The sequence below is a fragment of the uncultured Duncaniella sp. genome (assembly GCF_910578445.1).
Lineage (GTDB): Bacteria > Bacteroidota > Bacteroidia > Bacteroidales > Muribaculaceae > Duncaniella.
Map to the genome: position 1 here is coordinate 1 of NZ_CAJTQC010000003.1, position 12963 is coordinate 12963.

14 protein-coding genes and 1 riboswitch are annotated in these 12963 nt (G+C 42.1%); of the genes, 10 read left to right on the plus strand and 4 right to left on the minus strand.

What is annotated here, in order from left to right:
• Positions 1-181 precede the first annotated feature (181 nt).
• Complete coding sequence (locus tag QZ311_RS02450) at positions 182-490, plus strand: helix-turn-helix transcriptional regulator (RefSeq protein WP_297063528.1); 309 nt, start codon at positions 182-184, stop codon at positions 488-490.
• On the opposite strand, the gene QZ311_RS02455 is transcribed toward QZ311_RS02450, so the two are convergent.
• From QZ311_RS02455 to QZ311_RS02465, 3 genes are all read right to left on the minus strand, one after another.
• Positions 487-990, minus strand: a complete 504-nt coding sequence (locus QZ311_RS02455) for a hypothetical protein (protein WP_297063530.1) — start codon at positions 988-990, stop codon at positions 487-489. The genes QZ311_RS02450 and QZ311_RS02455 overlap by 4 nt on opposite strands.
• 160 nt (positions 991-1150) lie before the next feature.
• Positions 1151-2071 (minus strand): hypothetical protein, encoded by a 921-nt coding sequence (locus QZ311_RS02460; RefSeq protein ID WP_297063531.1) that lies wholly within the window; start codon positions 2069-2071, stop codon positions 1151-1153.
• A gap of 12 nt (positions 2072-2083) precedes the next feature.
• Entirely contained in the window at positions 2084-2995 is a 912-nt protein-coding gene (locus QZ311_RS02465; protein WP_297063533.1) for a hypothetical protein, read from the minus strand.
• 411 nt (positions 2996-3406) lie between these two features.
• Between QZ311_RS02465 and QZ311_RS02470 the strand changes: the two genes are divergently transcribed.
• From QZ311_RS02470 to QZ311_RS02510, 9 genes are all read left to right on the plus strand, one after another.
• Positions 3407-4348, plus strand: a complete 942-nt coding sequence (locus QZ311_RS02470) for a DUF6175 family protein (RefSeq protein ID WP_297063535.1) — start codon at positions 3407-3409, stop codon at positions 4346-4348.
• Positions 4349-4356: 8 nt separating this feature from the next.
• Positions 4357-5397, plus strand: coding sequence for a hypothetical protein (locus QZ311_RS02475; protein ID WP_297063537.1), 1041 nt, complete (start codon positions 4357-4359; stop codon positions 5395-5397).
• A complete protein-coding gene (locus QZ311_RS02480; protein ID WP_297063539.1) occupies positions 5391-6611 on the plus strand; it encodes a hypothetical protein in 1221 nt (406 codons plus the stop codon). Before QZ311_RS02475 ends, QZ311_RS02480 begins: the two co-directional genes overlap by 7 nt.
• Positions 6604-7077 carry a hypothetical protein gene (locus tag QZ311_RS02485; protein ID WP_297063541.1) on the plus strand — a complete coding sequence of 158 codons (474 nt, stop codon included), beginning with the start codon at positions 6604-6606 and terminating at the stop codon, positions 7075-7077. Before QZ311_RS02480 ends, QZ311_RS02485 begins: the two co-directional genes overlap by 8 nt.
• On the plus strand, positions 7077-7511 hold the full coding sequence (locus tag QZ311_RS02490) for a hypothetical protein (protein WP_297063543.1): 435 nt from the start codon (positions 7077-7079) through the stop codon (positions 7509-7511). The genes QZ311_RS02485 and QZ311_RS02490 overlap by 1 nt, the downstream gene beginning before the upstream one ends.
• A gap of 139 nt (positions 7512-7650) precedes the next feature.
• A riboswitch (SAM-I-IV-variant riboswitch) is annotated at positions 7651-7767 on the plus strand.
• Positions 7764-8528 (plus strand): NADAR family protein, encoded by a 765-nt coding sequence (locus tag QZ311_RS02495; RefSeq protein WP_297063546.1) that lies wholly within the window; start codon positions 7764-7766, stop codon positions 8526-8528. (Overlaps the previous riboswitch by 4 nt.)
• A gap of 19 nt (positions 8529-8547) precedes the next feature.
• Positions 8548-9330, plus strand: coding sequence for a hypothetical protein (locus tag QZ311_RS02500; RefSeq protein ID WP_297063548.1), 783 nt, complete (start codon positions 8548-8550; stop codon positions 9328-9330).
• A gap of 88 nt (positions 9331-9418) precedes the next feature.
• The gene (locus QZ311_RS02505) at positions 9419-10198 is read left to right on the plus strand and encodes a hypothetical protein (protein WP_297063550.1); all 780 of its coding nucleotides are present in this window, start codon (positions 9419-9421) and stop codon (positions 10196-10198) included.
• Between the two features lie 899 nt (positions 10199-11097).
• Entirely contained in the window at positions 11098-11601 is a 504-nt protein-coding gene (locus QZ311_RS02510; RefSeq protein ID WP_297063552.1) for an RNA polymerase sigma factor, read from the plus strand.
• Between the two features lie 297 nt (positions 11602-11898).
• Here the strand turns inward: QZ311_RS02510 and leuB are convergent, their stop codons facing one another.
• On the minus strand, positions 11899-12960 hold the full coding sequence (gene leuB, locus QZ311_RS02515) for a 3-isopropylmalate dehydrogenase (protein ID WP_297063554.1): 1062 nt from the start codon (positions 12958-12960) through the stop codon (positions 11899-11901).
• Positions 12961-12963: the final 3 nt, after the last annotated feature.

The following is a 12963-nucleotide window of genomic DNA, read 5'->3' on the forward strand; positions in this document are numbered from 1 at the left end:
CGGAGGATTTGAAGAATGTATTCAGCCATTTTCTTGATATTATCGGTTAAGAATTACACTGCAAAATTACATCATAAGTTAAGCGATTCCAAATTTCTTCAGCCAACTAAAGTTAATTTATGCTGAGACAATTGATATTTCGCGTTAATTTAGCTACCTTTGCGGTAAAGAACCGATGAATATGGAAAAAACACTATCAACCCACGTCAAAGAACTCTGCGCCGAGCGAAGCATCTCCCTCAAAGGGCTGGCTGAAAAGATGGGGATAAAACCCGAATCCCTAAGCCGTACGCTCAATGGAAACCCTCAACTCTCCACACTGGAGAATATTGCCAAAGCCCTTGGAGTAGGAGTTGCCGAGTTATTAACTGGTGGGCGGTCTTGTGAACCGTTGACCTCTGATTTTACAGCCTTGGTAGTCAATGGTAAAAAAACTTATCTTTTTCATTCTAAGTCAGATTTGAAGGACTGGATACACTCAATAGATTAATTTATGAGAGAATTGATAAAATCGAGTGCCTCTGGAGTAAAATATTCCAACTCTATAGCAGGGGCGAACTCTAACTGAAATTGTTGCAGCATTGGCTGGGACTTAGGTACCAGTTGAAACCCTCCATCCACTTTTATCCAGTGGAAGCCAAAGTCATCTGTCCCGCTATAAGCGAGTGGGTGAAGGTTTTCTTTTTCCCACTCAAGAAGGCAGCCACAAAGAACTTCATAAATTGGGAGTGAGCATTTCAATTCCTCAATTAACAGACAGATATCATTATCTGATATTTCAGAGAGGTTGGGTGACACCGTATTTTCGAGTAAGGCTACCCTCGCCTTTACAGACATAGAGGGGAAGCGGTGTAGCATTTCCAAGGTACGAAGAATTTGTTGCATCTCCTCAATATAGGAATTGAGAACATAGGCGAGTTTTACATTGATTACTTCATCAGTGAAGAACTCTGAGATGGGATAGACTGTGTTTTTGTTTGAGATACTCATTTTGTTTACGTCACTACCAAAACATGAACTGTTCATGTCATCGTTGACGATGCAAAATTGGCAATAATCTGATTGACAACCCAATAGAATTATCGAGCGGGGACGGAATCATCCCAGCCTCAGGAAAATAAAAATGAAAGTGGTAACTGCGAGGTAACTGCTATTTGAGATATTGAGCCTTAAAAGTAGCCCATTTGGAGTTAATCTGAGAATAGATTCGACCTTTTCGGAATATCATCGGGTCTTCGTGTGTGATATATTCACCTTTCTTGTCTTTTTTAGGTTCGCTCAGTTGAACTTCCTTTGTATAATTGGAGAAGGGCAGTTTAAGGTATGATGAAAGTGTTTCCAGTCCTTTTTTAAGGCTAACGTTGCTCCGCTTTATCAATGGACTCTCAGATAAAAACCGATACACTATTATGGTACGTCTGTGTGCATCTTCATCCCGCATGAGATTCCATTCTTCGGAGAGATGTTTAAGGCTGACTTTGAGTAGATGTAGATTATCTCTACTGTTAGTCTTCAGAAGATTGCCGAGAGCCAAATCCATTTCATTTGAATTGACTATCATCTTCAACTGCATCTCAATATATGTATTCCGATTGAGCGATACTCCCCAAACTTTCAAAATACGGTTAACTATCTCGACCTTTGGCTTGGTTGTAATAACGGCTAATATAGCCTTGGCAACCTGCTCCTTGGTGTATAGAGGTCTAATCTCGTTCAGATATGCCAAAGCCAATTCTCGCTCCTCGGCGTTCCGATGGGCTGGATATGTAATCTCACCAGTCTTCAAGAGACTGATGACATTATCCGACAGTATTTCATTCTCATAGAAGCTGTTCTCAGTGTAGTTCACACCCCATTCAGATATTTCATATTCCCATCCCTCATTATTTCTCAACTCTTCACATATCTCCGTTTTACGCTTTTCTATGATATCTCGATACGATTTCTCAAACTCCTCATCCGTCATGTAGATATACACAAACTCCACCTTGTAATATACTGGATGGAGATATTCTAATCTCACCGTATAGCGGAGCTGAGGATAGGGGTATGTATCGAGATTTAGAGGCATGGTAATGGTCTTTTAATGCTTACGGAATACAAGGAAATAGGAGTGCATCTTTCGGGCGCAACGCTGCCTATACGATTGTTTGAGTAATTTAGTTGTAGCAATCAAAAGGAACTGGTCAAGTAACTTAAAGCCGAGTTGTCGAGCTTGTTCAATGACATATAAGGCTACCCACTCTTGCTTTCCCTTATACCAATAATCTTGCGTTTTCATCACTAACACCCCGTTAGATTTCAATAGACGATAAGCAAGTGAAATCATCTGCGTGTTAGTGCTATATAACTCTTCATTGCTGCCAAAATATGAGAATCTTTTGAGCATCATGCTCTGAATTGTTTTCGATTCTGCATACTCATCGACTATAAATGGCAAGTCAATTATGATACTGTTGAATGAGTTATCTGGAAACAACTCTGCTACCTCCAATGGCTTTACAGTTTCATCAACTGGATACTTGTCGAATAGATGTGCGGGGCGAGGGATGCCAAACTTATAAAAACCGCCCACGGATGTAGTTAAATCGCAGTCAAAAGTGGGAGCATTATCACAATAGAGCCTCAAAATCCCCGATAATATAGCCGTTTGGTCTTTATCTACCGTCTTTATAGGAGCTGACAATTTGGAAAGGTTGACCTTGGAAACTTTATCTGTGTTAGGCTTTACTGGCGCACTCTCCATTGCCATGTACTTCTTAACCGTATTAAGCGACATACCAAGAGCACTGGCAACCTCGGAAGGCTTTGCGTCCTTATGGGATTGGATATAGACCTTCACGGCATTATATCGCTTTACTTGCTCATCATAGCGGCGGTCAATACCATGCTCATTGATATATTTGCGTATTGCCGCCTCGGTCACACCGCATCGCTTGGCGTTATCCTCAACGCTAAGAGATGGATTGTAGTTTATGCGAGATTTCGTTGGCATTATCAATTATTTCTACGGCAAAGGTAACAATTTTTGATGAAATATACCAAGTGTTGCTTGCCCTCTCAGAAAAATTTAGTAAATTTGTGGCGTTGATGGCTTAACAGCCTTTGACAAGACATAATAGGAAAGTGTTTTAGCTTTCTCTGACTAACGAATCACCACCTCGTATAGTAAGAAATCAGAGATGAAGCGAAAGACGCTGTTCCCTCAGTCGCGCATATACATCATTCACGATATATACGGCAGACTGGGTGAGCTGCCGTAATCGTAACATCTTATTTCTTCCGCTTGTGGTGAGCGCGTTAGTGAGATAAACGCTAAGGCGGCTCACTCTTTTTATTGTGTCTTCTTAACTAACCAATCACCACCAACCGCCCGATAGAGCTGCCAAGGGTAACAAAGATAAGAATGAAGAAGCTAATATTGTTCTTTTTAATTCTTACTGTAAGCATGGCGGCGTATGCACAGAAGAAACCAACGCTCATGTTGTTGCCCAGTGACAACTGGTGTACACAGCGTTATTTTACTACTACCTTTGAAAATCAAGGTGAGTTAGTAAGAATACCTAATTACCCTCAAGCATTTCAAGAGGATATTGAGCTGCAACCAGTAATAAGCAAAATTGGTGAGTTGCTGACGAAACTTGGCTATAGCCTAAAAGATGCTGAACAAGAGCTGAAAAATATAGCAGCTCGTCAACAGGAAGATAATGTAACTAAAAGCAAATCAAGTGGTGCAGAATTAACCGAATCTCCACTTGATATGTTAAAACGGAGAACAAAAGCAGACATTATCCTTCAGATAGGTTGGGTTCTGAATCGAGAAGCAAGTGGAATGTCCGTGACATTTACACTCGAAGCCTTTGACGCATATACAAGCAAGCGAATTGCAACAGCTACGGGAACTGATACTGGTTCTTTTGAATCCGTACCAATTCACCTTCAACACGCTGTTGAAAAAAACATAAAGCCATTTGACAAACAACTTGACTCTTACTTTGCTAATATTAAGAAAAATGGTCGAGAAACGATTTTGACTGTAAGAACATGGGATAATTGGGATAATGACCTTGAAACTGAATATAATGGAGATGAACTACTCTATCACATCCAAAAATGGCTTTCAGAGAATACTGTCAATAGCTCATTCAATCTATCAGACGCTTCTGAGAATTTTGCGCAGTTTGAGCAAGTGCGAATCCCTCTTAAGGATAAAAATGGCATGGATATGGATGCGAGAGGCTTTGCAAGAGGATTACAGAAATTCTTATCCAAGGCTCCTTTCAATATACAATCTAAGATAATGACACGCGGATTAGGTGAAGCGATATTAGTATTAGGAGAAAAATGAAATTTACCATGGGAAAGATTATCGCCACTATTATGTCGCTCTTGATATGTGGAATTGCATATTCAATGCAGACAGATGACTTAGACCATATCTGTATCAGTGCCGTTGTACAAAATGACAACACTCTGACTGTAGAGTCTGAAAAGCTACTATACAATAAGTTACAAGAAATTATAACAGCTAATGGGTTTGCAGACAATGATTATGTAACCCGCTTTGTTCTGGCAGCTCGTGTTAATATCTTGAATAAAGACATTATTGTCGGGCCTCCTCAAAAAGTCTCGCAAGCAATCGAGGTAACTCTGTTCATAGGGGACGTAGAGTGCGACAAAGCGTTTGATTCCTATTCATTCGAGCTTACTGGTATCGGGACGAATGTCAACAAGTCATTTATTAACGCGATAAAGCAAATTAAACCTCGGTCACAGCAATATGCTGATTTTATGGCAAAAGGGAAACAGTCTATTCTCAATTATTACACTGTACATAGCTCAGAACTAATTGCATTGGCAAAACAGTTGGCGGCAAGTGAAAATTATAGAGGCGCACTGGATATACTAACATCCATACCAAATGTCAATGCCTCCATTTACTCTCAGTGTGGAAAGCTGATTGAGGATTACTACTTCAAAATGATTGAGGCTGATGGGAACTACTATTTCAATGCTGCAAAATCAGCATGGGCAGCAAATCCCACAAAAGAAGGAGCTTCAATAGCAACTGAATACCTATCCCAAATCAATTTCAATGCGTCTGTCCAACCACAAGCCTCTAAATTGGCAGAGTGTATCACGGAGCAAATGAAAAAGATAGATGAAAGAGAATGGGAACAGCATCTCCAAGAATACAAAGATGGTATTGAACGAGAAAAAAGACAATGGGAACAAAGGATGCAGCAGGAACGGCAAGCCCATGAACGTGGAATGGCTCGTGACGCACAAAACGCTGCAACCCACCGTGTACTCATTCGAGCTTACCGTGATATCGCCGTCGAGAGAGCAAAGAATCAACCTAAAGTCATTAACTTCAACAGAATAAATATATGGTAAGATTTATCATCCGTCTTCTTGTCATCTTAGTGGCAGTCGTAGCTGTGCAGCCAATCAACGCTGCACCTAAGAAAAACAAAAAAGAGAAAAAAGAACAGTTCGAGACCTTGGCTCCCGATGAAATCCAAATGGTAGTCTTCGGAGAAGGTGTAACTACAGATGAAGCCGTGAAGAATGCGCTTCTCAGTGCTATAGAGCAAAACTATGGAACATTCGTTTCATCTAATACCTCCTTTATAAATGATGAAATTGTAAAGGATGAAATAGCGACCGTTTCATCTGGCAATATTCGGTCATACAAAATTTTGAATGAGAGCGTAAATGATAATACTTGTAGAGTGACACTTGAAGCAATTGTTTCTCTCGGCAAACTCGCCTCATTTGTACAATCTAAAGGGGGGAGTGCGGAACTTGCTGGCGCTCAATTCGTCATGAATGTGAAAATAGAAAAGGCGAAATTAAAAAATATGATGATGGCTATTGAGCATCTAAAGTTGGAGGTGGCTGAAATGTTTAAGAATTGCTACGATTATACAATTAAGGTCTCTGAGCCTGCCCCATTTCGATTCAAAAATGCGGGTAGCCGTAGCATGATGCCTGATAATATTGTGGAAGGAGCGTCAATCAATGTTAAAGTAACAGCATCTTTTAATAAGAATGCTTATGAAGCAATTGACTATGCGAAAAGGACAATGAAAGCGATTCTAAGTGCAGCCAATGCTGATAAAAAAGCTGAATTAGATGAAGAAAACGCATATTTAACCGTCATCGACCCTTCTTTTGTCACTCAAATGTTCAATTTTTATATCTCTGACGGTATAAACAAATACTATCCATTTGTAGAATTAGTACACCATAATGGGCCAGAACGTAATTATTATTATAGCATTTTAGCGTGGAAACAAGGCGATAATATTGAAGAAATAGTTGAAAATATATCAACACTTCAAGAAAGCAACATCAATGGTTTATGCTATCCAATAATCGAATATGAGAAATCTAACAGAGTAGAATTCAGATTTGAGAATTATACATTTGTCGACATAATCGGATATTCGATGGAAGAAATTTCTAAAGTTACAAACATATCCGTAGCCCCACTTAACGGAGAGGAACGCCCACCAATATTTTGGAAGGTCAAGGGCTTCGGCACAAATTTCCATGCTGAGCCTACTGAATATTATGGAGGGATAAAGCATGACAGTTATGACTAATATTAAAGCGTTTATCTTAGTTCTCGTATTGTCTATAACAACCAATACTGTAATTGCACAGTCCTACAATCAAGAACGTACTGCACTGGAGAACTTTCTCGTGCGGATGTATCGTAATGCTCCGTTTGAAGGCGTGAAGATAGTGTCGGATTATGGTAATACATATCTACTTTCTGTCGTTTCCGTTAAAAATAGCGGAAATGAAACTGCGATGAATCGTGTTGCCCAAGTAAAAAGCCAACGACAGGTCAGTCAGTATATAAGTGGTAATGTAACAACCGAGAGTCAGACCATTATCCGCACCTCAGAGGAAGCTAAAGACAATGTGACAGTTGAGGAAGTTACCGATATAATTAAAGAGCATTCAGTTGGTTTTACCAAGTCAATGGAGGTATTGACCACATTTGAAACGACAAGCGGAACTAAGTGCTTTATGTTCTACCGCAAACTTGACGAGCTAAAATAATGGAATCTGTTATTCAAACCTGGGCAAATGTAGCGATGTCAATATTTGCTCTTATCGCACTCATCGTTGCTTACGTAGAATACAAATCTCATAATAAAACGGATGAGCATAAATTGTTTTCACAACTTAACAGACGATATCAGGAGAATAATGACATTCAATATGTCGTGAAATATTTACGCGACAAAGAACCCTCAGGGCAAGAACCATCGCTTTATCAGCTTGAGCTATTTCTTCGTTTCTTTGAGGAACTTGGTATGTATATGTCCACAAATTCGTTAGATGCGGGGAATGCTGATGTCTTTTTCGGTTTCTATCTAAGACAGTTATATCGCACACACCGAGGAAAAGAGCTGTTAGCTCGATTAAATGGAGATGACAGTCAGCTTGAATATTTGAATACTCTAAAACGGAAGATACATATTGAACAATAATAAGAGGAGGCTTCGGTCTCCTCTTCTTTATTACAACACCTATCATTGATTGCTACTATCAACTTATCAATTTTTAACACTCAAAACTTGACAAGGGGTATGTCGATGTTATAACTTTGTAGTCTGAAGCGGGAAACTCCCGTAGTGTCAAGAGTCAGCCCTTCGGGGCTGCACCAACCGAGCCATGCATAACTGGCCACGGTGGTCGGAGAAATCCAGACACGATAGTAAGTAACTATAAAATAAATTGTTATGAGCAATCCAACTTTTCTTTCAACTTCATCTTCCGTGGCTGAACTCGTTGCGTCCCTTGGGCGTGAGGAGCGACTTGTTGCGTCTGAACTGCCCGTATGGTGTTTCAAGAGAGTTACTGATATTGTCGAGGGCATCGAGATGAGACTTTCCAACATGGCAGGGGGATATCCGTTTGAGTTTGGTGGTGTACGCTGGCCGTCGTCTGAGCAACTTTACCTTTGTGGTGAGTTTGCGGACGAAGATATTCAGAATGAACTTCGCTCACAAACAAGCGGTTACGCAGCCAAGCGTTTCATTAAGGCGAAGTATAAGAAACAAGTCCGCGAGGACTTTCCGACATTCCGCTTGCAGTGGATGTTGTTTGTCGTATGGCAGAAGTGCCTTGGTAATGCCGATTTCCGAGCCAAGCTGCTCTCCCTCCCCGAAGGAGTGATATTGGTAGAGGAAACTACTCTCGACACTGGCGGTACGGCTACCGTTTGGGGGTGTAAGAATCCCGAGCTTATAACACATCGAAAGAAACTCACTGACCGCATTAAGCGGTGGAGCGGTTCTAACCTCACTAAGAAAGCCCTCGACCTAAAAATCAACATCGAGACCAATGCTGTCCGTAATATAGGAACTTTCGTAGGTCAGAACAACATAGGCAAGATTCTTATGATTTGCCGTCGCTGTCTGTTAGAAGGCATTGAGCCTCCTATCGACCGCGCACACCTCAACTCAGCCAATATCACCATCTTTGGCAATCGTCTAACATTCTAATCACCAATATTTCACGCTTATGGAATTATATAAGTGCGCTTGCTCTGTGCGCATACCGCCCGACAAGAAGGAATTAGTTGAGGAAGCAATAGCCCGCTTCCTCGAAGCCGAGACAAGCATTCTCAGTCCTATCCACGTTCATGTCACTCTAAAACTCGACAGCCTCAACCAAGTGTCCGAATTGCGCACTGGTTGGCAGATGGATAAGGATGAAGCAAAGAGACTTGGACAGCGAATGACTTTTAGCCGCGCCATAGGTCTCAATGGAAGGCTATACCGATACTCCGAGCAAAACGCTGTCAGATTAAATCCATTTTTCGGAGATGAAATTGTGAAGACTTTCCTCTACCTACGCGAACACATTCCTCACCTCGGACAACATTTGATATTTACCACATTCCAAATTCCTCCAAATTACACGCCAATGAAGTTAGTAATAATCCGCAATCCTCAGAATAACGAGGGTTTGGAAATCCTTAAGGATTGCATCATTGATTGCCTCGGTCAGTCAGATAACGACTGGTTCGCCCTCCGATTCCATATTTCGATAGACCACAAAACTGGTGTCGTAAACAGTCTGTATTTCGGCACTGGCTGGGAAACACCCCAATGGGCAGAGGTTGGCGACCGTGGCCCGACATTCGCAGAGAAGAACCGTTTTCAGACCTTCTTCATCAACTGGTTCCAAGAAGCGGGTATCTCGACCAATCCCACCACAAATGAAGCAGTAGTGCGCTTCTTTGAAGTTATGCTCAAGGCTTGCCCTCAGTTGGGTGAACACTTCGCTATAATAGAGAAATAATCCGCGCTCACCACAAACGACGGAGATTGGGTTGCGTGTCCTCCTCAGCGCAGCCCAATTAACTTATCCAAACCACACATTATATAATATGGAGCATATTCATAATTGGCTTACGCTATCCGTTGAAGCCGAATCGACCAAGGAGATTGAAGTGGCAAACTGGCTAAGCCACGCACATTATATATACGCAATAGACAACGAGAGAAACGCGGTATTGGTTTTCAACCTTCCTCAATGGCTAATCTCGCATATAACCGAAAAGTTCAGCATATCGGAGTGGCGATTTGAAGAAAATCCGAATCCGCCACGGCATTATGTCAAACTATTTCGATACATCGACTGGTTCCTTTTCGAGAACATAAGCGCATATCGTTGGTTTGCGCAGAGGCAGGACTACCGCGCCTTCTCAACTATTTCGGAAAGATATGCGATACTGGATGCCGCCTATTACCATGACGGCTATTCATCATGGCGGGTACGTTACTATCTTTCGCGTAGGCTAATGGGGATGGATGCTAAGAATCCTCGTCGGTGTTACTCCTACGATGATGGCAGCGAAGATTTAGCCCTCATACGCAAAGCCGTTAATCCTCTATTGGTAGAGGCTGAAAAGAAACTGAAAGTACCATCGACCTTCCGCTATCCCATCGACCTTGAAATTTGGCTTGACCATGACCGACTTAATATCGGCTGGTTTGTGAATGACCTCTACGTTTACTCCTTCCGAGGGTTGTTTGAGAAACTCTGCATCGTCACCAACGAGATGAACCCATGGTTTGAGAGAAACGGTTATCCGCGCAATACACGCGACCAATCAGAAATTGACCGCTTCCTCGCCCGACTGCGCCAACTTAACTTAAAAGAATAAAGTGGTACACTTAGTGGGTGTAACAGAAGCCCTCGACAAGATTAAAATGGCACACCGTAATACTTGGCACAGTCCACGGAAAATTTCAGAAAATTTTTGAGAAAGCCACACACATCGGAATGCTACCCATGCCCAGGGAGGGAGGGATAGAGGGGGGACGGGGGTTACAGTGCGTCAACACAGATTCTTACACATTAAAACTTGGAGAAATCATACTCCCAGGTCATTTTACTGGGTATAGAGGAAGCCCAAAATTTGCAGCCCTTTGATATAGTGAATGCTACTAAAAATGCGTACCTTTGCAGACGCAAGACGACTGAAACGGCAGTGAGAGAATATAATCTCAGCAATCAGCATGGGATTTCACGCCTAACTCGCTGTCCTCCAGTGCGCCTGCGAAGCTCAAAATAACCCCGTAATTCATCCCCGATGAGACAAGACAAGAAGATAACTCACGATATATCAGCCCACTCCCGATTCAAACACTCAATCGAGTGGGAGTAATCAATAGCTCTTGTTTGATACATTCTAATATCTGATACATGGCCTTGGTTCGATTTGAATCAGGGCCATATTTTTTCAAAAAATGTGATATAAGTGGAGTGATTCAGGGTAAAAAGGCGGAATCTGAGGAAATCAGGTTGTAAAATGTTGCAATACATGTTGCATTGTAACATTTTTGTAATCTTTGTTTTGTTGTTTAATGTGTTGTGTGTCAATGATATGTGTAATTTGTAATAGAATTGTCATTGAATTAACATATTTTTACATAAAGAATCTTGACATCGTCTGTTTTCGTTGTAATTTTGAAATGTCAAACAAAAACAGACATCACAAAACCCTATTATATTCTTCTTTAAGATATACAAACAAGTTCAACACATTTAAACACAATGATTATGGGAACTCAGGAATTTCAAAATAAGCTCATGAGCCTTCAAGGCAATCTTCTTAACTTTGCCTATATGCTCACCTCTAACCGAGACAATGCTTACGACCTGCTGCAGGACACTACCCTGAAGGCCCTTGATAATGAAAACAAGTATGTTGACAACACCAACTTCAAGGGTTGGGTTTTCACCATCATGCGCAACATTTTCATTAACAACTACCGTCGCGTGGCCCGTTCGGCTACTGTAATTGACCAGACTGAAGATCTCTATCATCTGAATCTTTCTCAGGACTCCGGTCTCGAGACTCCCGAAGGCTCATTCGGAGCAAACGAGATTGCAGATGCAATCAACGAATTTCCCGACGAATACCGCATTCCTTTCTCAATGCACGTAGCGGGCTATAAGTACAATGAAATCGCTGAGAAAATGAACCTTCCTCTCGGAACTGTCAAAAGCCGCATTTTCTTCGCACGCAAAAAACTTCAGACGCGTTTCGCCGACTATCGTTGAACTGATAAAAAATATATGGGTTTCCCGTAGAGATACGGATTGATAAGATGTAAGAAAGATTGTTTTAGACCTGAATGTATTAAGGTATTGATTCTAAGAAATTTGAATGATAAATAAGATAATATAAAGTAAGATTGTTTCATGTTAAGGTATTGGTAATCTATACACTATTAAAACCACACGACTTATACATTGCAGCCCCGGAGATGTGACTTCTCCGGGGCTGCATGCTGATTATGATAATAGGTTTATCTCCTCATTCGTGTCTGCCGCTCTTTGTAAGCGGCTTTATTGAGCTTATGCGTTTTTGATGTAGTCGACAATCCACTGTCCTACTACGTCAGTGCCATATGTAACGCCTCCTTCTACCTGAATTTCCGGAGTGCGGACGTTGGCATCGAGTGAAGCGTTGACAGCATTGCGGATTAGTTCGCCTTCTTCTTTGAGATTGAAATATTCAAAAAGCATTGCTACCGAAAGAATCTGGGCGAGGGGATTGGCGATGTTCTTGCCCTTTGCTTGTGGCCATGAACCGTGGATCGGTTCGAACACCGGTGTCTTTTCGCCTGTCGAGGCGGAGGGAAGGAGACCCATCGAACCTGAGATTACCGAACCTTCGTCGGTAAGGATGTCGCCGAATGTGTTTTCTGTCACCATCACGTCGAAGAAGCGAGGTTCTTGAATCATGCGCATGGCGGCATTGTCGACATACATGAAATCGGTGGTTACATCGGGATATTGCGGGGCTATTTCCTGTGCGATTTTGCGCCATAGACGTGACGACGCGAGCACATTTGCTTTGTCGACAACGGTCAGATGCTTGCGACGGCGGCGGGCATAGCTGTAGGCCACATGAAGGATGCGTTCGATTTCGGGACGGCTGTAGGCGTTTGTGTCATAGGCACGGTCATTGTCTTCATATTTCTCTCCGAAATACATGCCGCCTGTCAGTTCGCGGATGCAGATAAAGTCAGCGCCTTCGACGAGTTCGGGACGCAGAGGCGAGTTTTGAATCAGACACTTGAAAGTCTCCACCGGGCGGATATTGGCAAAAAGACCGAGTTTCTTGCGCATGGCCAGCAGTCCCTGCTCAGGGCGCACTTTGGCGTTGGGATTATTGTCAAATTTCGGATCGCCGACGGCTGAGAAAAGTACTGCATCAGCCCAAAGGCAGGTTTCGAATGTATCTTCCGGGAACGGATCGCCGACTTTGTCGATGGCGTCTGCTCCGCAGATGGCATAGCGGTATTCGACATTGTGACCGAATTTTTCACATACGGCTGTCATTACATCAACTCCCTGACGGGATATTTCCGGACCTATACCGTCGCCCGGAAGGACTGCTATTTTCAGATTCATAAT